Annotated in this window: 7 protein-coding genes and 2 pseudogenes; 7 read left to right on the plus strand and 2 right to left on the minus strand. The window is 73.2% G+C overall.

The features are described from left to right. The first annotated feature begins 8 nt into the window (after nucleotides 1-8). From C6N31_RS38725 to C6N31_RS38755, 7 genes and pseudogenes are all read left to right on the plus strand, one after another. Nucleotides 9-5,423 (plus strand): type I polyketide synthase, encoded by a 5,415-nt coding sequence (locus tag C6N31_RS38725; RefSeq protein WP_198359314.1) that lies wholly within the window; start codon nucleotides 9-11, stop codon nucleotides 5,421-5,423. A gap of 98 nt (nucleotides 5,424-5,521) precedes the next feature. Further along, nucleotides 5,522-8,599: pseudogene (locus tag C6N31_RS38730) on the plus strand (type I polyketide synthase); the annotation flags it as partial. Nucleotides 8,600-8,765: 166 nt separating this feature from the next. After that, nucleotides 8,766-9,629, plus strand: a complete 864-nt coding sequence (locus C6N31_RS38735) for a hypothetical protein (protein WP_138357908.1) — start codon at nucleotides 8,766-8,768, stop codon at nucleotides 9,627-9,629. A 1-nt stretch (nucleotide 9,630) separates the two neighbouring features. Continuing rightward, complete coding sequence (locus tag C6N31_RS38740; protein WP_138357910.1) at nucleotides 9,631-10,665, plus strand: ABC transporter ATP-binding protein; 1,035 nt, start codon at nucleotides 9,631-9,633, stop codon at nucleotides 10,663-10,665. Beyond that, complete coding sequence (locus C6N31_RS38745; RefSeq protein WP_138357912.1) at nucleotides 10,662-11,399, plus strand: ABC transporter permease; 738 nt, start codon at nucleotides 10,662-10,664, stop codon at nucleotides 11,397-11,399. Before C6N31_RS38740 ends, C6N31_RS38745 begins: the two co-directional genes overlap by 4 nt. A 130-nt stretch (nucleotides 11,400-11,529) precedes the next feature. Beyond that, nucleotides 11,530-12,432 (plus strand): proline iminopeptidase-family hydrolase, encoded by a 903-nt coding sequence (locus C6N31_RS38750; protein ID WP_138357914.1) that lies wholly within the window; start codon nucleotides 11,530-11,532, stop codon nucleotides 12,430-12,432. Between the two features lie 58 nt (nucleotides 12,433-12,490). Continuing rightward, on the plus strand, nucleotides 12,491-12,943 hold the full coding sequence (locus C6N31_RS38755; protein ID WP_138357916.1) for a VOC family protein: 453 nt from the start codon (nucleotides 12,491-12,493) through the stop codon (nucleotides 12,941-12,943). A 70-nt stretch (nucleotides 12,944-13,013) separates the two neighbouring features. Here the strand turns inward: C6N31_RS38755 and C6N31_RS38760 are convergent, their stop codons facing one another. Together C6N31_RS38760 and C6N31_RS38765 are read right to left on the minus strand one after the other, a co-directional pair. Next, entirely contained in the window at nucleotides 13,014-15,161 is a 2,148-nt protein-coding gene (locus C6N31_RS38760) for a condensation domain-containing protein (protein WP_138357918.1), read from the minus strand. Nucleotides 15,162-15,219: 58 nt separating this feature from the next. Next, a pseudogene (locus C6N31_RS38765) lies at nucleotides 15,220-20,970 on the minus strand (SDR family NAD(P)-dependent oxidoreductase); the annotation flags it as partial. Nucleotides 20,971-21,191 lie beyond the last annotated feature (221 nt).

Consider the following 21,191-nt stretch of genomic DNA (forward strand, 5'->3'; position numbering starts at 1 on the left):
GAGAACTGATGGCGGACGAGAAGCAGCTGGTCGACACACTCAAGCGGGTCGCCGCTGACCTGCACGACGCCCGTCGGCGGCTGCGGGAGGCGGAGGACAAGGACCGCGAGCCGATCGCGATCATCGGTATGGCCTGCCGCTTCCCGGGCGGCGTCACCTCGCCCGAGGAGCTGTGGGAGCTGCTCGCGGCCGGCGAGGACGGTCTGACGCCGTTCCCCACCGACCGCGGCTGGAACCTCACCCAGTTCCAGGACAGCGAACGGGAGAAGGGCGGCGCGGCGGGCGACGGCGCGCCCGAGGGCGGCTTCCTCGCCGACGCCGCCGAGTTCGACGCCGAGTTCTTCGGGATCAGCCCCCGCGAGGCCCTCGCGATGGACCCGCAGCAGCGGGTGCTGCTGGAGACGTCGTGGGAGGCGCTGGAACGCGCGGGGATCGACCCGGTGGCACTGTCCGGCACCCGCACGGCGGTCTTCACCGGTGTCAGCAGCTCCGACTACCTGCGCGGGCTGCAGAAGATGCCCGCCGAGGTCGCCGGCCACATGATGACCGGTGTCGCGGGCAGCGTCCTGTCCGGCCGGGTCTCGTACGCGCTGGGCCTGGAGGGCCCGGCCGTCACCATCGACACCGCCTGCTCGTCCGCCCTGGTCGCCCTGCACCTCGCGGGCCAGGCGCTGCGGGCGGGGGAGTGCACGCTGGCACTGGCCGGCGGGGTGACGGTGATGGGCTCCGCCGGAACGTTCCTGGAGTTCAGCCGGGCGGACGGGCTGGCCGGCGACGGCCGCTGCAAGCCGTTCGCGGAGGCCGCCGACGGCACCGGCCTGTCGGAGGGCGTCGGCGTCCTGCTGCTGGAGAAGCTCAGCGACGCCCGGCGCAACGGGCACCGCGTGCTGGCCGTGGTCCGCGGCAGCGCCGTCAACCAGGACGGCGCCAGCAACGGGCTCACCGCGCCCAACGGGCCGTCCCAGCAGCGCGTCATCCGGCAGGCGCTGGCGAGCGCCCGGCTGTCCGCCGACCAGGTCGACGCGGTCGAGGCGCACGGCACCGGCACCAAGCTGGGCGATCCCATCGAGGCGCAGGCGCTCATCGCCGCCTACGGCCAGGAGCGCCCGCAGGACCAGCCGCTGTGGCTGGGCTCGATCAAGTCCAACCTCGGGCACACCCAGGGCGCGGCGGGTGTCGCCGGGATCATCAAGATGGTGCTCGCCCTGCACCACGAGGAGCTGCCGCGCACCCTGCACGTGGACGCGCCCAGCTCGCACGTCGACTGGTCGGCAGGCACCGTCGAGCTACTGACCGAGGCCCGGCCGTGGCCGGCGGGGGAGCGGACCCGCCGTGCGGGTGTCTCGTCCTTCGGCATCAGCGGCACGAACGCCCACGTCATCGTGGAGGAGACCCCGGCCGAGGAGACGGCGGAGGAGCCCGCCGTCGCCGAACTGCCGGTGGTGCCGTGGCTGCTGTCCGCCCGGACCTCGGAGGCGCTGACCGCCCAGGCCGGGCGGTTGCACGCGTACCTGCGGGACGGCTCCGTGGCCGCCGACCCGTCCACGGTCGGCTCGGCCCTCGCCACGACGCGCTCCGCCTTCCCGTACCGGGCGGGCGTGGTGGCCGGTGGCCGGGAGGAACTGCTCACCGCGCTCGCGGCCCTTGCCGACGGCGGGAGCGCGCCGGGCGTCCTGCGCGACGGCCCCGGATCCGGCCGGCTCGGCTTCCTGTTCACCGGCCAGGGCAGCCAGCGGGCCGGCATGGGGCGGGAGCTCTACGCCGCGTTCCCGGTGTTCGCGGCGGCGCTCGACGAGGTGGCGGCGGCGTTCGACGCGCACCTGGACCGTCCGCTCAAGGACGTGCTGTTCGGGGACGACGGATCGCTGGACGCTACCGGCTACACCCAGCCCGCGCTGTTCGCCCTGGAGGTGGCGCTGTTCCGGCAGGTCGCCGCGTGGGGCATCAAGCCGCAGGTGCTGGCCGGTCACTCCATCGGTGAGCTGGCCGCAGCGCATGTGGCGGGGGTCTGGTCCCTGGAGGACGCGGCGCTGCTGGTCGCGGCTCGCGGCCGGCTGATGCAGCAACTGCCGTCCGGCGGTGCGATGGCGGCGATCCAGGCCACCGAGGCCGAGGTCCTGCCGCGCCTTACCGACCGGGTCGGGATCGCGGCCGTCAACGGGCCCACCTCCATCGTCGTCTCGGGCGACGAGGACGCGGTCCGGCAGGTCGTCACGTACTTCGACGAGCAGGGCCGCAAGACCAAGCGCCTCACCGTCAGCCACGCCTTCCACTCCGTCCACATGGAGCCGATGCTCGAGGAGTTCCGCGCCGTCGCGGCCGGGCTCACGTACCACGCGCCCTCGATCCCGATCGTGTCGACGCTCACCGGGCAGACCGCCACCACCGAAGAACTGACCGACCCCGCCTACTGGGTCCGGCACGTCCGTGAGGCCGTGCGCTTCGCCGACGCCGTGACGGCGCTGGAGGAGCGGGGCGTCAGCGCGTTCCTGGAACTGGGGCCCGACGCCGTGCTGAGCGCGATGGGCGCCGAGAGCGTGACAGACCCCGTTGCGTCGGTCCTGGTCCCCGCGCTGCGCCGGGACCGCGACGAGGCACAGACCCTGGTGGAGGCCGTCACCCGCCTGTACCTGCGCGGTATCGGCGTCGACTGGCGGGCGTTCTTCGCGGGCCGCGCCGCCGCCGGACTCGTGGACCTGCCGACGTACGCCTTCCAGCACCGCGGCTACTGGTTCACGTCCAACGCCCTGCCCAGTGGCGACGCCGCCGACTTCGGCCAGGACACGGCGGGACATCCGCTGCTCGGCGCGGCCGTGAGCATCCCCGAGTCGGACGGGCTGCTGTTCACCGGGCGGCTGTCCTTGGCCACCCACCCGTGGCTGGCCGACCACGCCGTCAACGGCACCGTGATCGTCCCCGGCACCGCGCTCGTCGAGATCGCCGTGCACGCCGGTGACCTGGCGGGCTGCGGCACGCTGGAGGAACTGACGCTCCACGCGCCGCTGGTCGTCCCCGCCGTGGGCGCCGTCCAGGTGCGGTTGCGGCTGGACGGCGGCGAGCAGCGTGCCGTGACGATCTTCTCCCGGCCGGAGGGCGCGCCGGAGGGCACGGCCTGGACGCGGCACGCCGACGGCACGCTCACCGAGCAGGCCCCCGCCGCCGGGTTCGACCTGGCGCAGTGGCCCCCGGCCGGCGCCGAGCCGGTCGCGGTGGACGACCTCTACGACGAGCTGGCCGGCCGCGGCCTGGAGTACGGCCCGGCCTTCCAGGGCCTGCGGGCCGCCTGGCTGCTCGGCGACGAGGTCTTCGCCGAGGTCGCGCTGCCCGAGCGGGAGGAGTCGCAGGCCGGGCTGTTCGGTCTGCACCCGGCCCTGCTGGACGCCGCGCTGCACGCGGTCGCGCTGGGCGGCCCCGGCCTGATGAGCGGCCCGGCCGACGCGGACGCGGGCGCCATGTGGCTGCCCTTCGCCTGGTCGGACGTCACCCTGCACGCCTCGGGCGCCACGGCGCTGCGGGTACGGCTCGCCCCGGCGGCCACCCCCGGCGGGGTCTCGGTGCGGGTCGCGGACGCCGAGGGCGGCGCGGTCGCGTCGATCGGCACGCTCACCCTGCGACCGGTGTCCGCAGCCCAGTTGGGCACCCCGGACACCTCGGACGACGCGCTGTTCACCGTCGAGTGGAAGCAGATCACCTCCGCTGCCACGGACTCCGGACCCGCGCCGACCGTTCTGACGGCACCGGCCGGGCGCTCTGCCGCCGACGCGGTCGCCTCCGTACTGACGGATCTTCAGGAGTGGCTGGCCGATGAGGCGAACGAGGACGGGCGGCTGCTCGTCCTGACCCGTGGCGCGGCGGCGGTGACCCCCGGCGAGGGGGTGACGGATCTGGGCCAGGCGGCGGTGACCGGTCTCGTCCGGGCCGCCCAGGCCGAGAACCCGGGCCGCATCGTCCTGCTGGACACCGACGCGGACGGAGTTCCGGAGGGCGTGCTCTCCGCCGCCGAATCCGAACTGGCACTCCGTGACGGTGTGTTGTGGGCGCCGCGGCTCGTCCGCGTCGGCACGTCGGAGGCGGAAGCCGAAGGTGCCCCCTGGCGCTCCGACGGCACCGTACTGATCACCGGTGGCACCGGCGGTCTGGGCGCGCTCGTCGCCCGGCACCTGGTCACCGCCCGGGGCGTACGGAACCTGCTGCTCGTCAGCCGGCGCGGCCCGGAGGCGCCCGGAGCGGACACCCTGGTCGCCGAACTGGAGGCGGCCGGCGCCGCGGTGACCGTCGCGGCCTGCGACGTCTCGAACCGCGACAGCCTCGCCGGACTGCTGGCGGGTGTCGTCCGGCTCAGCGCGGTCGTGCACACGGCCGGCATCGTGGACGACGGTGTCATCGGCAAGCTGACCCCGGCCCGCGTCGCGTCCGTCCTCGGCCCGAAGGCCGACGCCGCCCGTCACCTGCACGAGCTGACGGCGGACCTGGAGCTGGACGCGTTCGTCCTGTTCTCCTCCGCGGCCGGCGTCTTCGGCGGCGCGGGACAGGGCAACTACGCGGCCGCCAACACCTATCTGGACGGCCTCGCCGCGCAGCGCCGGGCAGCGGGCCTGCCCGGCACGGCGCTCGCCTGGGGCCTGTGGGACCCGGCGACGGGCGGCATGGGGTCGGCCCTGACCGGGGCCGACGTCGAACGGATGGCGCGCGGCGGCATCCTCGCCCTCGGCCAGGAGCAGGGCCTCGCGCTGTTCGACACGGCGGTGGCCGCGGACCGGGCGCTCCTGGTGCCGGTCGGTCTGGACACCCGGGCCCTGGGCCGCGCCATGAGCGGTGAGGTGCCCGGCATGTTCCGGTCGCTGGTGCGCGGGCCGGTACGGCGCGCGGCGGCGGCCGGCGGAGCGGGCGCGGCCGACGGCGGTCTCACCGCGCGGCTGGCGGCGCTGCCGGCCGGCGAACGGCCGCAGCTGGTGCTGGGGCTGGTCCGCAAGCAGGTCGCGGCCGTGCTCGGCTTCGCCGCCGACCAGCCCGTCGAGGCGGAGAAGCCGTTCAAGGACTTCGGCTTCGACTCGCTGACGGCCGTGGAGTTCCGCAACCGCCTCGTCGTCGAGACCGGGGTGCGGCTGCCGGCCACGCTCGTCTTCGACTACCCGACACCGCTGGAGCTGGCCGACCACCTCCTCCAGGCGCTGGCCCCCGCCGACGACGACCCCGCGCAGGCGCTGCTCGCGAGCCTGGAACAGCTCGAACCGCTGCTGAACACCGACGGGTTGGACAAGCTGACCCGCTCCAAGGTCACCGTGCGCCTCCAAGCGCTGATGTCCCGCTGGCACGACGCGGCAGCGCCCGCGCCGGCCGCCCAGGACGCGGCGGCGACCGTCGACGAGGCCTCGGACGACGAGCTGTTCGCGCTGCTGGACGGCGAGATCGGCTCCGACTGACCCGTCCCACCTGATCGCCCGCTCGCCCGATACAAGGAGCTGAAGCACGCATGACCACGGACACCGAACAGAAGCTCCGCGACTATCTGAAGCGGGCAACCACCGATCTCCTCCAGGCCCGCCGCCGTATCCAGGACCTGGAGGACAGGACCCGCGAACCCGTCGCCATCGTCGGCATGAGCTGCCGCTACCCGGGCGGGATCACCTCGCCCGAGGAGCTGTGGGAGCTGCTGGTCGCCGGTGGCGACGGCGCCGGCGGCTTCCCCACCGACCGGGGCTGGGACGTCGAGAACCTCTACGACCCCGACCCGAACGCCCTGGGCAAGAGCTACGCCAAGGAGGGCGGATTCCTCGCCGGGGCCGGGGACTTCGACGCCGCGTTCTTCGGCATCAGCCCGCGTGAGGCGCTGGCCATGGACCCGCAGCAGCGGCTGCTGCTCGAGGCGTCCTGGGAGGCGTTCGAACACGCCGGGATCGACCCGGCGACCGTCCGCGGCACCCGGACCGGCGTCTACGCGGGCGTCATGTACCACGACTACGGCTCGGACCGGGCGTCGATCCCGGACGGCGTCGAGGGCTTCCTCGGCACCGGTACGGCCGGCAGCGTGCTGTCCGGGCGGGTCTCGTACGCCTTGGGGCTGCAGGGCCCGGCCGTCACCGTCGACACCGCCTGCTCGTCGTCGCTGGTGACCCTGCACCTGGCGATGCAGGCGCTGCGCAACGGCGAATGCGGTCTCGCGCTGGCCGGCGGTGTCACCGTCATGGCCACCCCCGACACGTTCATCGACTTCAGCAGGCAGCGCGGGCTGGCCCCGGACGGCCGGTGCAAGCCGTTCGCGAAGGCCGCCGACGGCACCGGCTGGGGCGAGGGCGTCGGTGTGCTGCTCCTGGAGCGGCTCTCCGACGCGCGCCGCAACGGGCACCCCGTCCTCGCCCTGGTGCGGGGCAGCTCCATCAACCAGGACGGCGCCAGCAACGGCCTCACCGCCCCCAGCGGCCCGTCCCAGCAGCAGGTGATCCTGGAGGCGCTGGCCGCCGCCGGGCTGAGCACCGGTGACATCGACGCCGTCGAGGCGCACGGCACCGGCACCGTCCTGGGCGACCCGATCGAGGCGCAGGCGCTCATCGCGACCTACGGCCAGGACCGGCCCGCGGACCAGCCGCTGTGGCTCGGCTCGGTGAAGTCCAACCTCGGCCACACCCAGGCCGCCGCGGGCGCCGCCGGCGTCATCAAGATGGTGATGGCGCTGCGGCACGCGGTGCTCCCCAAGTCGCTGCACATCGACGAGGCCAGCCCGCACGTCGACTGGTCGGCGGGCGCCGTCGAACTGCTCGCCGAGGCCCGCGCCTGGCCCGACAGCGGCCGGCCGCGCCGCGCCGCGGTGTCCGCGTTCGGCATCAGCGGCACCAACGCCCACGTCGTCCTGGAGCAGGCACCGCAGGAGGAGCCGGCCGAGGCCGCCGCGGCCCCGGAGATCCGTCCGGTGCCCTGGCTGCTGTCCGCGAAGGGCGCCGCGGGACTGCGCGCCCAGGCCGCCCGGCTGCACGCGCACGTCACGGACCGTCCGGACCTGTCGGCCGCCGACATCGGACTGTCCCTGGCCACCTCCCGCAGCCAGCTCAGCCACCGGGCGGCGCTCGTCGCCGACAGCCGGGCGGACCTGCTGGCCGCGCTGGAGGGGCTCGCGGCGGGCAGCCAGGGCCCGGCCGTGGTCCAGGAGACGCAGGGGAGCGGACGTATCGCCTTCCTCTTCACCGGGCAGGGCAGCCAGAAGCCCGGCATGGGCCGTGAACTGCATGCCTCGCAGCCGGCGTTCGCGCGGGCGCTGGACGCCGCGTGCGCCGCGCTCGACCCGCACCTCGAACACCCCCTCCAGCAGGTGCTGTTCGCCGAGCCGGGCATCGCGGAGGCGGCGCTGCTGGACACGACCGGCTACGCGCAGCCCGCGCTCTTCGCCCTCGAAGTGGCCCTGTACCGGCTGCTGGAGTCCTGGGGCGTGCGGCCCGACCTGCTCGCCGGGCACTCGATCGGCGAACTGGCCGCCGCGCACGTCGCCGGGCTCTGGTCGCTGGAGGACGCGGCGGCGCTCGTCGCCGCCCGCGGCCGGCTGATGCAGGCGCTGCCGGCCGGCGGCGCGATGGCGGCCCTCCAGGCCACCGAGGCGGAGGTGCTGCCGCGGCTGGCCGAAGGAGTCGGGATCGCGGCGGTCAACGGCCCGGAGGCCGTCGTGGTCTCCGGCGACGAGGCGGCGGTCGAGGCGGTCGCCGGGTACTTCCGTGACCTGGGCCGCAAGACCAAGCGCCTCACCGTCAGCCACGCCTTCCACTCCGCGCTGATGGAGCCGATGCTCGACGGGTTCGGGCGGGTGGCCGCAGGGCTGACGTACCTCGAGCCGACCATCGCGATCGTGTCGTCCCTCACCGGCAAGCCCGTCACCGCGCAGGAGCTGCGCAGCCCCGACTACTGGGTGCGGCACGTCCGCGAGACGGTGCGCTTCGCCGACGCCGTGGGCAGCCTGGCGGCCGAGGGCGCCGCCACGTTCGTCGAACTGGGCCCGGACGCCGTCCTGTCCTCGCTGGTCCGCGACTGCCTGACCGCACCGGCGCCCGCCGCCGTGCTCCCCGTGCTGCGCAGGGACCGCACCGAGCCGCACGCGGTCACCGAGGCCGCCGCCCGGCTGCGGATGCGCGGCGCCGCCGTGGACTGGACCGCGCTCTTCGACGGCACCGGCGCACGCCGGACCCCGCTGCCCACGTACGCCTTCCAGCACCAGCACTACTGGCTGGCGGCAGCCGGCCGCGCCTCGGCCGGACCCGCCGCTCCCGGTGCCGCCGGCAGCGTCCTGGACCTGCCGGACGCCGTCGGGGGGCACCTCCCAGCGGTAGCTGGGGGAGAGCCGGCCGACGATCCGCTGGAGTTCCAGCGGCGGCTGCACGCGGCCGACGGCCCGGCCCGCGCCGAGCTCCTGCTGGAGCTGGTGCGTTCGGTCACCGCGTCCGTCCTCGGCCACGCGTCCGCCGAGGAGATCGAGGACGACAGCGAGTTCATCGACCTCGGGTTCTCCTCGCTGCTCGCCGTCGAGTTCCGCGACCGGATCGGCGCGGCCGTCGGCGCACGCCTGTCCGCCGCCGTGATCTACGAGTACGAGACGCCCGAGGAGCTGGCCGAGCACCTGCTGGAGACCGTGGAAGCGGCACCGGCCCCGGCCGCGGCGAGTACTCCCGACGAGTAGGGGGCGCTAGGGGGTCCGCTAGGGGATCTCAGTGCAATTGCCCGCTTCTAGCATCGGAAGCACTCCCCATGCGGGTGCACGGGACAGCAGGGAACGGAAGGGGCTGTTGGTGGAGAAATCCGATGCATGGTGGGAAATCGGCGGCAAGGGCCCAGGAGATCTGGTCCTCGCTGTCGACTTCACGGCCACCGGGCGACCCGATGCGCGATTCGCCGACATCGTCGGCCTCACCGCCACCAGCCATCCGGTCTGGGAGACGATGCCGCAGGCCATCGCCACCGACATCGGGCCGTCGGGCGAGGAGTACCTCGACCGCTGGTTCGAGGACGTCCGCGCGAGCGGGCAGCAGGTCGGTGCCGTACTCGGCTTCTGCGCCGGAGCGGTGTACGCCGCCGCCCTGGCCGGCCGCATAGCGCAGTGGCAGGAACGAGCCCCCCAGCTCATCCTGTTCGACCCCGAGCAGGCCAACGCCTTCGGTCTGCTCTGGCAGTTCCACAAGTCCGTCGAGCTGTTCGCGGGAATCATCGGTGCCGAACCGGTCGCCGAGGCCCAGGAGACCGCCCGGCAGGCGCTGGAGGCCGACCCCGAGAACCTCGGGTACATCGGCCCGGTGCTCGTCGGACTCTTCCGGGAGATCAGCGAAGCCGCCTTCGACGAGATCGAGCTGGAACCCGAGAGCCGGACCGAGTTCACCGAGTCCTTCACCTCCTTCGTCGCCTATGTCGTCGCGGCCGGCCAGCTCAACTCCTCGGCCGCCACCGCGTGGACGGACGCCGTCGCCTTCAGCTCCGGAAGCCCGCTCAGCGGACTCAATCGGCTGCGTTCCACCGACCCGGACGGCGCGGCCGGAGCAGTGGCCCGTGAACTCCGGTTCGACTGCGATCACACCGACCTGCTGCGTGACGAAGGCGCCGCCACGGCGCTGGCCGAGCTGCTGACCGCACAGGACCTCTCCCGACAGATCCGGATGTGACATGAAGACCACAGAGAAGACCACCGCCAGGGCAGAGGGGACCGTTCCGGTAGCGGCACCGCCGGAGCCCGCGCCGGCTCCCGCAGCCGCTGAGGCCAAGGGGAAGTCCGGGCCCGCGTCCCAGGCCGAGCCGGCCATCCGCGTCACCGGACTGCGCAAGGTCTACGGCGAGGTCCAGGCGGTCAAGGGCATCGACCTGACCATCGCCCCCGGCGAGGTCGTGGCGCTCCTCGGCCCCAACGGCGCGGGCAAGTCCACCACCATCGACATGATCCTCGGCCTGTCCCACCCCACCTCCGGTGAGATCAGCATCTTCGGCCGGGCCCCCTACCTCGCGGTACGGGAAGGGCTGGTCAGCGCCGTCCTCCAGGAGGGCTCGCTGATCGACGACATCTCCGTCCGCGAGACGCTGGAGATGATCTCCTCTCTCTACAAGAAGCCGCTGCCCCTCGACGAGGTGCTGCGCCGCGCCAACATCGAGGACATCGTCGACCGCCGCGGCACCAAGCTCTCCGGCGGCCAGCGCCAGCGCGCCCGCTTCGCCTGCGCGCTCATCGGCAACCCGCAGCTCCTGGTGCTCGACGAGCCGACCTCCGCCATGGACGTCGGCAGTCGCCGCAAGTTCTGGGAGTCCATGCGGAAGTTCACCGACACCGGCCGCACCGTGGTCTTCGCGACCCACTACCTGGACGAGGCCGAGGAGTTCGCCGACCGCGTCGTCCTCATGCGCGGTGGCGAGATCGCCGCCGACGGCACCGTCGCCAAGATCCGTGCCCTCACCGCGGGCCGCGTGCTGCGCGCCTCGGTCCCCGACGCGAAGGAGGCGGACCTGCGCGCACTGCCCGGCGTGACCGCCGCCGCGCTGCGCCTGGGCCGTGTCGAACTGCACTGCGAGGACTCCGACAAGAGCCTGCGCGCCCTGCTCACCACCTACCCCGACGCGTACGACATCGAGATCAGCGCCAGCGGGCTGGAAGAGGCGTTCCTCTCGCTGACCGCCGCCGACGAGACGGACGTGCAGGAGGACGCCGCATGACCGGCTACCTGTCCATCGAGATCAAGCGGATGCTCCGCGGCCCGCGCTTCATCATCTTCGCGATCGTGCTGCCCGTGGGCCTCTACCTCATGGAGTGCATGCTCTACAAGAACCAGGTGATCCCGCACTCCAACGGCATCACGTACAGCGCCTGGCTGATGTGCAGCCTCGCCGCGTACAGCGCCTTCACCTCCTCCATGCACACCAGCGCCCGGGTCGCCCACGAGCGTTCCATCGGCTGGCACCGCCAGCTGCGGCTCACCCCGCTGCTGCCGCGCAACTACCTGCTCTCGAAGATCGTCGTCAGCATGATCGTGGCGCTGCCCGGCCCGCTCTTCGTGGCGCTCGCGGGCGCCACCCTCCAGGACGTGCACCTCTCCGTCGCCGGCTGGCTGCAGATCACCCTGGGCATCTGGATCGCCGCCCTGCCGTGCGCGGTGCTCGGCCTGGTCATCGGCCTGTACGTGGCCGTCGAGCAGCAGCAGATGTACCTCCAGGGCCTGGTGCTGCTGTTCGGGTTCCTCGGCGGGCTGCTCCTGCCCACCACGGGATTCCCGGGCTGGCTGACCGCGGTCGTCAAGACCCTGCCGAGCTACTGGCTCGCCGACATCGGCCACGGTGCCCTGCTGCACGGCACCCGCACCCTCGTCGCCGCCCTGGTGCTCGCCGGCTGGACGGTCGTCCTGTCCGGGGCCGTCATCCTCAACTCCCGCCGTGAGGCCGCCAGGGCCTGATCGTCGCCCGGCCGCCGGCACCGGCGCCGTCAGCGGGGAAGCCTCCCGCCGACGGCGCCGGTGTCGTTTCCCGGCCGTTCCCTTCTCCCCACCCGAGCCACCGCCGAGCCGAGACATGAGGTACTCCACGATGTTCCCCGCCCCCACCCAGAAGGGCACCGCCCCCTTCCGCGGCCACCGCACCTGGTACCGGGTCACCGGCGATCTGCACACCGGGCGCACCCCGCTCGTCATCGCCCACGGCGGCCCCGGTTCCACCCACGACTACCTGCTGCGGATGACCGAACTCGCCGCGTCCACCGGCCGCCCGGTGATCCACTACGACCAGATCGGCAACGGCGGCTCCACCCGGCTGCCCGACCGCGGCGCCGACTTCTGGACCGTCGACCTCTTCCTCGACGAGCTGGACAACCTCCTCGCCCACCTCGGCATCGCCGACGACTACCTGCTGTTCGGCCAGTCCTGGGGCGGCATGCTGGGCGCCGAGCACGCCGTCCGCCGTCCCGCCGGGCTGCGCGGCCTCGTCATCGCCAACTCCCCGGCCTCCATGCCGCTGTGGCGCGCGGCGTGCGAGGGCCTCAAGGACGCGATGCCGCCGGTGCACCGCGACACCCTGCGCCGCCACGAGGCCACCGAGGACTTCGACCACCCGGACTACCAGCGCTCCGTGTACGCTTTCTACCAGCGCCATGTCTGCCGGGCGAACCCGCTGCCGCGCGAGGTCGCCGCCACCCTCCTGGAGCTGCAGAGCGACCCGACGGTCTACGGCACCATGAACGGCCCCAACGACTTCCACGTCATCGGCACCCTGAAGGACTGGACGGTCATCGACCGGCTGCCGGCCGTCGCCGTCCCGACCCTGATCATCTCGGGCGCGTACGACGAGGCCACACCCGCCACCATCCAGCCGTTCCTCGACCACATCCCCGGCGCCCGCTGGGAGCTCTTCGAGCAGTCCAGCCACATGCCGCACGTCGAGGAGCCCGAGCGCTTCGACACCGTCATGAAGGCCTGGCTGGCCGAGGTCGGCTGACGAGCGGGGCGGCGCGGTCGGACCGGCCGCTGTCAGTCCCTCCGGGCACGATCGAGGGATGACCACTCTGCAGATCAGCATCGACTGTGCCGAACCCGCCGTGCTGGTCCCCTTCTGGGCGACCGCCCTGGGGTACCGCGAGGAGGAACCGCCCGCCGGGTTCGCGACCTGGCGGGCGTACTGGATCAGCATCGGGGTGCCCGAGGACGAGCTCGGCGACCCGTCCAACAGCTGCGCCGACTCGCTCGTCGACCCGACGGGCGCCGGGCCCCGCATCTTCTTCCAGGTCGTGCCGGAAGCCAAGACGATCAAGAACCGGCTGCATCTGGACCTGAAGGTCGGCGGCGGCCGGGACGTACCGCTGGAGACCCGTACCGCCCGTGTGAACGCCGAGGCCGAACGGCTGGTGGCCGCCGGCGCCACGAAGGTCCGCGTCCTGTCGCAGGACGGCCTGGACCACTACGGGGTCACCCTCCAGGACCCCGAGGGCAACGAGTTCTGCGTCGCGTAGGCAAGAAAGAGGGGCTCGTACCGGATGGATCAGCCGGTACGAGCCCCTCCGTCGTGCTTCCTGCGGCCCGCTACGCCTTCTTGCCCGAGATGTACGCGCTGAGCTTCTCCGGGGTCGGGTGAGCGAACAGGTCGGCCAGCCGGATCTTCACCTGGATACCGGTGGTGCGCTTGACGCGCTGCAGCAGCTGGACGGCGAGCAGCGAGTGGCCGCCGCTGGTGAAGAAGCCGGAATCCGCGTCCAGGTCCTCGCGCTTGAGGAACTGCTTCCACAGCGCGATCAGCGCACGGGTCAGCTCGGTGGTGTCCACCGGCTCCGGCGCGGCCTCGGTGCGCAGCAGCTCCTCGGCACGCAGCCGCAGGCCTTGCAGGTCAGGGGCGCCGTTCACGGTCGGAAGCCCCTCGGTGACGATGATGCGGGCCGGCTCCGCCGGGCCGGGAAGGTCGGTGCGCACCTGCTTCCAGAGCTGGTCCAGCAGGCCGGGACCGGCCTCGATGCCGGCGGTGGCGACGAAGGAAACGAGGACCCCGCCCGCGGCGACGGTCACGGCGGCGTCGATGGCGGGGTGCGCGAGCAGTGCGGCGTCGACGTCCTCCAGGCCGAACGCGAGCCCTTGCACGGTCACCCGGCGGTCCAGCCGGCCGAGGATCTCGATCCGGCCGTCGGGAAGCCAGCGGGCCACGTCACCGGTGCGGGTGACCGCCTCGTCGGCGAGGCAGAGCTCGCCGCGGACGCCCACCGGCAGCTCCGTCCCGTCGGGGGCGGCCACGAAGGCCCGGGTCAGGGCCGAACTGTCGGACTTGGCGGCGAGCTTCGCGTAGCCGGAGAACGGTGCGACGGACGGGCCGAGCAGGGCCTCGGGCAGGCCGTCCCGGTGGCCGGCCAGGACCGCGGCGTGGTCGGCCGCGCTCCAGCCGGAGATCTCCCCGATCGGCCGGTCCAGCTGGTCGCCGAGGGTGCACAGCAGGGCGTCGTAGCGGGCGAGCAGCAGCTCCACGTCGGCCGGGGTGAAGACCTGGGTACGGAACACGGCGCGGATCGTGGTCTTCGCCGACTCGGGCTCCGGCATGAAGAAGAACTCCAGGTCGAACTTGCTGAAGCCGTTCTCCACCCCACGGATCCTGGCCGGGTGCCCGGCCACCTCGAACGTTCCCGAGGTGCCGCCCGGCACGTAGTTGAACAGGTGGTTGAAGAGCGAGTTCCGCCAGGAGGAGGAGCCGCCGTCCCGCACCTCGTCCAGTACGGACTCGGCGGTCACGCCCGGCTCGCCCAGGCTCTCCAGGAACACCGCGCGGGCCCGGTTCACCAGCCGCTTGAACGGCTTGGCCGGGTCCATCCGCACCCGCAGCGGCAGCACGTTGACGTGATAGCCGATGGCGCCCTCGTGGCCGGGCGGCCGCACGCTGACGGGTGAGCCGACGACGATGTCCGAGCCCGCGCCGTGCTGGGCGAGCAGCAGGTAGTACGCGGCCAGCAGGATCACGGCCTCCGGCGCGCGCAGCTCGCGCTGCAGGCGGCCGACCACGGCGAGGGCGTCGTCCGACAGCAGGTACTGCAGGGTGTCGCCCGCCAGGTTCGGGGTGGCCGAGGCCGGATTCCCGTACCAGAGGCCGTCGTCCGCGCCGCGGAAACCGCGGAGCTGGTCGCGCCAGAAGTCGACGCTCTCCTCGGACGGCTCCGCCTCGACGACCGCGGCGACCGGGTCGGTCGCGTACGTGTCGGGCGCCTGATAGGCGCTGATCAGCTCACCGAGCAGCGTGACGGTCGACATCGCGTCGAAGACGAGGTGGTGGAGCGCGACGCTCACCACATCGCCGGCGCCGCCCGCCCGCCGGAAGCGCGCCGCCCTGACGAGCGGGCTCCCGTCCAGGGCGAACGGCTCCGCGACGAACGCCTCGACGGCGGCCTGGAGAGCGTCCTCGGCGGCTTCCGTCTCGGTGACGTCGATCGAGGTGACGTCGACCGAGGTGATCGCGTCGGCCGCCAGCACCTCCTTGGTGAGGTCGGTCTCGGAGGTGCGGAAGACGGTGCGCAGGATGTCGTACTTGCGCACCACCAGGGTCAGCGCCCGGGACAGCGCCGCGGAGTCGATCTCACCCTCCACGTCGAAGGTCAGGGACAGGTTGTTGACGCCCGATCCCGGTACCAGCCGCTCCAGCAGCCAAAGGTCCGTCTCCTTACGGGTGGCCGCTGTCGGCGCGGGGTCCTGAACAACCATGTCGGATCTCTCCTCATACGAGTCATACGGGGGTGCGCCGGCATCGGCGCCGGGCGGGTCAGTCGAGAGGTTCGAACTCGCTGTCGAGAATGTCGAAGAGCTGGTCCGCGTCGGCCGAGGCCAGTTCGGCCTCGTCCGCCGCGGCGGACGCCGCCGCCTCCGCGGCTCCGGCGCGCAGTGCGGTCCAGCGGGCCACCAGGGCCCGCAGGCTGTCGGTGACCCGGGTGTGGTCCTGCTCGTCCACGTCGCCGTTGTCGGTCGTGGTGACCAGCCGGTCCTCCAGGTCCGCCAGTTCGGCCTCCAGGGCCCGCAGCGCCGCCGGGCCCGAGGGCGCCGGTGCCAGCTGCTCGCGGATGTACTCGGCGAGGGCCTCGGAGGTCGGGTAGTCGAAGATCAGCGTCGCGGGAAGGCGCAGCCCGGTCGCCGGCGTGAGCCGGTTGCGGAACTCGACGGCGGCGAGCGAGTCGAAGCCCAGCCCGCCGAAGCCGCGTGCCGGATCGACGGCGTCCACTCCCGAGTGCCCGAGCACGGCGGCCACCTGGGACCGCACGAGGTCCAGCACCACCGGCGTACGTTCCGCCGGCGGCAGCTTGAGCAGCCGGTCCTTCAGGCTTTCCGCGGCCGCGGCACCCGCTGCGGCCGCTACGGTGCCGCGCCGTGCCGCGGGTGCCCTGACGAGCCCCCGCAGGATGGCCGGCAGGCCCTGGCTCCCGGCCCGCGCCTCCAGCGCCGCCGTGGAGAAGGGCACCGGCAGCAGATGGGCCTTCCCGCCGATCAGCGCCGCGTCGAGCAGCGCGAGACCCGCCTCGCGCCCCAGCGCCAACGCACCGCCGCGCGCCACCCTGTCGACATCCGCCTGCGTCAGATCCGCCCCCATGCCGCCCGATTCGGGAGCCCACAGGCCCCAGGCGAGCGAGGTCGCGGCCAGGTTGTGCGTACGGCGGTGGGTGGCGAGGGCGTCGAGATAGGCGTTGGCGGCGGCGTAGTTGGCCTGGCCGGTGCCGTCGAAGGTGGCGGCCGTCGACGAGAAGAGCACGAACGCGTCGAGGGTGAGGTGCGCGGTCAGCTCGTGCAGATGACGCGCGGCCTCGGCCTTCGGGCCGAACACCGTGCCCACCTGGCCGGGAGTGAGGGACTCGACGGTCCCGTCGTCCACGACACCCGCGGTGTGGATCACCGCACTCAACGGCACATCGGCGAGGAGTTCCGCGAGGGCGTCCCGGTCGGAGACGTCGCAGGCGGCGATGGTGACGGTGGCGCCGGCTTGGGTGAGTTCGGCCGCGAGTTCGGCTGCGCCCGGTGCGTTCTGTCCGCGCCTGCTGGTGAGCAGGAGGTCGCGGACGCCGTGTTCAGTGACCAGGTGGCGGGCGGTGAGCGCGCCCAGACCGCCGGTGCCGCCGGTGATCAGGACGGTGCCGTCCGTGCGCCAAGGGGTCGCCTCGGCGGACGGTGCCGTACGGGCCAGCCGCGGTGCGTACAACTGGGAGTTGCGGACGGCCAGTTCCGGCTCGTCGGACACGAGGACGGTGGCGGGTATCTGACCGGTACCGGCCTCCGTGTCGGTGTCGACGAGGACGATCCGGTCCGGGTGCTCCGCCTGCGCGGCCCTGACCAGCCCATGCACGGCGGCCTGCGCGAGATCGGTGACGTCCTCCCCGGGAAGCGCGGGGACCGCGCCCCGGGTGACGACGACGAGCCTGGCGTCCGAACCGGCGGGGGACTCGTCGGCCAGCCATGCCTGCACCTGCGCGAGAACGTCGACGACCGTGGACCGGGCATCGGCCCGTGACACGACGCGCAGCAGCGCGCTCTCGTCGAGGGCGGTCGTGTTCTCCGCTGCCGTAGCCGCCGGATCCGCGTCCACCGCGGACCACTGGATCTCGTACAGATCCCGGGCCTGGGCGGCTTGGGCCGCCGCCAACTCGCCCGTGTTCACCGGACGCAGGGCGAGCATCCCGACGGAGGCGACCGGAGCACCCTGCGCGTCGGCCAGATGCAGGGCATAGCCCGATCCCGCCGGGGAGATCCGTACCCGCAGCGCGGTGGCGCCGGTCGCGTACAGGGCAACGTCGGACCAGGCGAACGGCAGTTCGGCCACTCCGCTGTCGGCCCCGGAGAACCCGATGCCGTGCAGCGCCGCGTCGAGCAGCGCCGGATGCAGCCCGAACCCGTTGGTGTCGATGCCCTCCGGCAACGCGACCTCGGCGAAGACCTCGTCACCGAGCTTCCAGGCGGCGCGCAGCCCCTGGAACACGGGCCCGTACTCCAGGCCGCTCGCGGCCATCGTCCCGTACAGCCCGTCGACCGCCACTGCCTCCGCCCCGGCCGGCGGCCACTGCACCAGGTCGAAACCGGGCTCGGCGGCGTGCGAGGTGAGCAGCCCGTCCGCGTGCCGCGTCCAGGGCTCGTCCTCCGCCGCGCCTTCGGGGCGCGAGAACACCGACAGCGTCCGCTCCTCCACCCCGCCGATCCTGACCCGCAGATGGATGGCACCGGTCTGCGGAACGACGACGGGTGCGGAGAGGGTGAGCTCCTGCAGCGTGCTGGTGTGGGTGTGGTCGCCGGTGTGGATGGCGAGGTCGGCGAGCGCGGCGCCGGGGACGATGACGGTGCCGTTGACGGCGTGGTCCGCGAGCCACGGGTGGGTGGCCAGCGAGAGCCGCCCGGTGAAGAGCAGCCCGTCGGTGTCGGGGAGGGTGATCGCCGCCGTGAGGAGCGGGTGGGTGGTGGTGCCCTGGCCGAGCCCGGAGGGGTCGCCGGTGGAGACCGTGCTGTCGGCGAGCCAGTAGTGCTGGTGCTGGAAGGCGTAGGTGGGGAGGTCGACGGGGGTATGGCCGGTGCCGAAGAGGGCCGGCCAGTCGACGGGGACGCCCCGGGTGTGGAGGGTCGCGAGGGAGGTGACGAAGACCTGGGCTTCGTTGTGGTCGCGGCGGAGGGCGGGGATGAGGATGGTGGTGTCGGTGGCGGATTCGGCGGCCATCGCGGTGAGAACGGCGTCGGGGCCGAGCTCCAGGAACTTGGTGACGCCTTGGTCCTGGAGGGTGGTGACGGCGTCGGCGAAGCGGACGGCTTCGCGGACGTGGCGGACCCAGTAGGCGGGGTCGGTGAGTTCTTCGGTGGTGGCGGCCTGGCCGGTGAGCGTCGAGACGATCGGGATGGACGGTGCGGTGTAGGTGAGCCCTGCTGCGATGGTGCCGAATTCGGCGAGCATCGGCTCCATGTGGAGGGAGTGGAAGGCGTGGCTGACGGTGAGGCGCTTGGTCTTCCGTCCGATGCCATCGAAGTGCGCGATCACGGCAGCGACGGCGTCTTCGTCACCCGAGACGACGATGGAGGTGGGCCCGTTGACGGCCGCGATCCCCACCCTGTCGGTGAGCTGCGGCAGGACTTCGGCCTCGGTGGCCTGGATCGCCGCCATCGCACCACCGGCGGGAAGTTGCTGCATCAGCCGGCCACGAGCCGCAACGAGCAGCGCCGCGTCCTCCAGCGACCAGACCCCTGCGACGTGTGCGGCGGCCAGCTCACCGATGGAGTGACCCGCCAGCACCTGCGGCCGGACCCCGAAGGACTCCAGCAGCCGGAAGAGCGCGACCTCCAGCGCGAACAGAGCAGGCTGCGTAAAGCCCGTCTCGTTCAACCGGCCGTCGTCCCCGAACAGCACATCCAGCAGCGGTAGTTCCAGTCGGTCGCCGAACGCGGCCACCACGTCGTCCAGCGCTGAGGCGAAGACGGGGAAGGCGGCGTAGAGCTCGCGTCCCATCCCCGCGCGCTGGCTGCCCTGCCCGGTGAAGAGGAATCCCACCTGTCCGGAACCGGCAGTTCCGAACACCGTTCCAGCCGCGGTGCCGCCTTCGGCGAGGGTGGTCAGTCCGGCCAGCAGGCCGTCGCGGTCGGCGGCGACGACGCCCGCGCGGTGGGTGAAGGCCGCGCGCGTGGTGGCCAAGGCGGATCCGATCGCCGCCGGGTCCAGTTCCGGATCGGCGAGGACGAAGTCACGGAGCCGGGCGGCCTGGGCCTGGACGGCGTCGGGCGTCTTGCCGGACAGCACCCACGGCACCACCGGCAGGTCGACAGCGGCACCTTCGGCCGCGAGGGCCTCTGCGGGGGCTTCTTCCACGATGACGTGGGCGTTCGTTCCGCTGATGCCGAAGGACGAGATGCCCGCGCGGCGGGTCCGCTCCCCGGCCGGCCACGGCTGGGCCTCGGTCAGCAGCTCGACGTCACCGGCGCTCCAGTCGACATGCGAGCTGGGAGCGTCGACGCCCAGCGTGCGCGGCAGTTCCTGGTGCCGCATCGCCAGCACCATCTTGATGATGCCCGCGACACCGGCGGCAGCCTGCGTGTGACCGAGGTTCGACTTCACCGAACCCAGCCACAGCGGCTGACCGTCCGCCCGCTCCTGCCCGTACGTCGCCAGCAGCGCCTGCGCCTCGATCGGGTCGCCCAGCCGGGTGCCCGTGCCGTGGCCCTCGACCACGTCGACGTCACCCGTGGTGAGCGAACCGGCGGCGAGGGCCTGCCGGATGACGCGCTGCTGGGCGGGGCCGTTGGGGGCGGTCAGCTGGCTGCTGGCGCCGTCCTGGTTGATCGCGCTGCCGCGGACGACGGCCAGGACGCGATGGCCGTTGCGCCGCGCGTCGCTGAGCTTCTCCAGGACGAGGACGCCGACCCCTTCGCCCCAGCCGGTACCGTCCGCCGCCTCCGCGAACGGCTTGCAGCGGCCGTCGGCGGCGAGGCCGCGCTGGCGGCTGAAGTCGACAAAGGTGTCCGGGGTGGTCATCACGGTGACGCCGCCGGCCAGCGCGAGCGAGCACTCGCCGGCGCGCAGCGCCTGGCCGGCCAGGTGGACGGCGACGAGGGAGGACGAGCAGGCGGTGTCGACTGTCAGCGCGGGGCCTTCCAGGCCCAGGGCGTACGAGACCCGGCCGGAGACGACGCTGCCGAGGCCGCCGTTGCCGAGGTAGCCCGCGAGCTCCTCGGGTACGTCACGGAGGCGGGGCGCGAAGTCGTGGTACATGACGCCCGCGAACACCCCTGTTGAAGTGCCCTGCAGGCTCTCCGGGTCGATCCCGGCGCGCTCGAACGCCTCCCACGACGCCTCCAGCAGCAGGCGCTGCTGGGGGTCGGTGGCCAGGGCCTCGCGCGGGCTGATGCCGAAGAAGTCCGCGTCGAACCGGCCCGCGTCGTCGAGGAACGCGCCTTCCTTGGAGTACGTCTTGCCGATGGCGTCCGGGTCGGGGTCATAGGCGTCGTACCAGCTCGGGCCGCGGTCCTCGGGGAAGTCCGCGACGGCGTCCCGGCCCGCGGCGAGCAGGTCCCACAGCCCTTCGGGACTGCGCACCCCGCCCGGGAAGCGGCAGGACATGCCGACGATCGCGATCGGGTCGTCGCCCGTGGACTGCCGGGCCGCGACGACAGCGGCGGCAGCGGAGGACGTGGCCCCGGCGGTCTCGTCGCCGACGAGCTTCTCCCGCAGGTAGCGGGCGAGCGTGGTGGCGTTCGGGTAGTCGAAGGTGAGGGTCGCGGGCAGCCGCAGGCCGGTGGCGGTGCCGAGCCGGTTGCGGAGTTCAACGGCCGCGAGGGAGTCGAAGCCCAGGGTGCCGAAACCGCGGGCCGGATCGACCGCGTCCGGGCCGGAGTGACCGAGAGCGGCCGCTATCTGCGTACGGACGAGGGAGAGCAGGAAGCGCTCCTGCTCCGCCGCCGGCAGCCGGCCGAGCTGCTCCTCCAATGAGTCGCCGCCCGCGGATCCCGAGGCGGCGGCGAGCCGGGCCGGGGTACGGACCAGACCGCGCAGCAGCGCGGGTACACCGTCGGCAGCCGCCCGGCGCCCGAGCGCGCCGGACTCCAGCCGCAGCGCCAGGACGTGGGCGTACTCCCCGCCCCAGGCCGCGTCGAACATCGCCAGACCTGAGGCGGCACTGTGCGCCGGGGTCCCGGCCCGGGCGGCCCGCTCCACGTCCTTGGCCGAGAGTCCTGCGCCCATTCCGCCGGTTTCGGGTGCCCATAGGCCCCAGCCGAGGGAGGTGG

The sequence above is a fragment of the Streptomyces fildesensis genome (assembly GCF_016107395.1).
Taxonomy (GTDB): Bacteria; Actinomycetota; Actinomycetes; order Streptomycetales; family Streptomycetaceae; genus Actinacidiphila; species Actinacidiphila fildesensis.

Bases quoted from the DNA above. Each gene is read 5' to 3' on its own strand.
- C6N31_RS38755 (WP_138357916.1), top strand. From the start codon at position 12,491: ATGACCACTCTGCAGATCAGCATCGACTGTGCCGAACCCGCCGTGCTG.
- C6N31_RS38740 (WP_138357910.1), top strand. From the start codon at position 9,631: ATGAAGACCACAGAGAAGACCACCGCCAGGGCAGAGGGGACCGTTCCG.
- C6N31_RS38760 (WP_138357918.1), bottom strand. From the start codon at position 15,161: ATGGTTGTTCAGGACCCCGCGCCGACAGCGGCCACCCGTAAGGAGACG.
- C6N31_RS38725 (WP_198359314.1), top strand. From the start codon at position 9: ATGGCGGACGAGAAGCAGCTGGTCGACACACTCAAGCGGGTCGCCGCT.
- C6N31_RS38745 (WP_138357912.1), top strand. From the start codon at position 10,662: ATGACCGGCTACCTGTCCATCGAGATCAAGCGGATGCTCCGCGGCCCG.
- C6N31_RS38750 (WP_138357914.1), top strand. From the start codon at position 11,530: ATGTTCCCCGCCCCCACCCAGAAGGGCACCGCCCCCTTCCGCGGCCAC.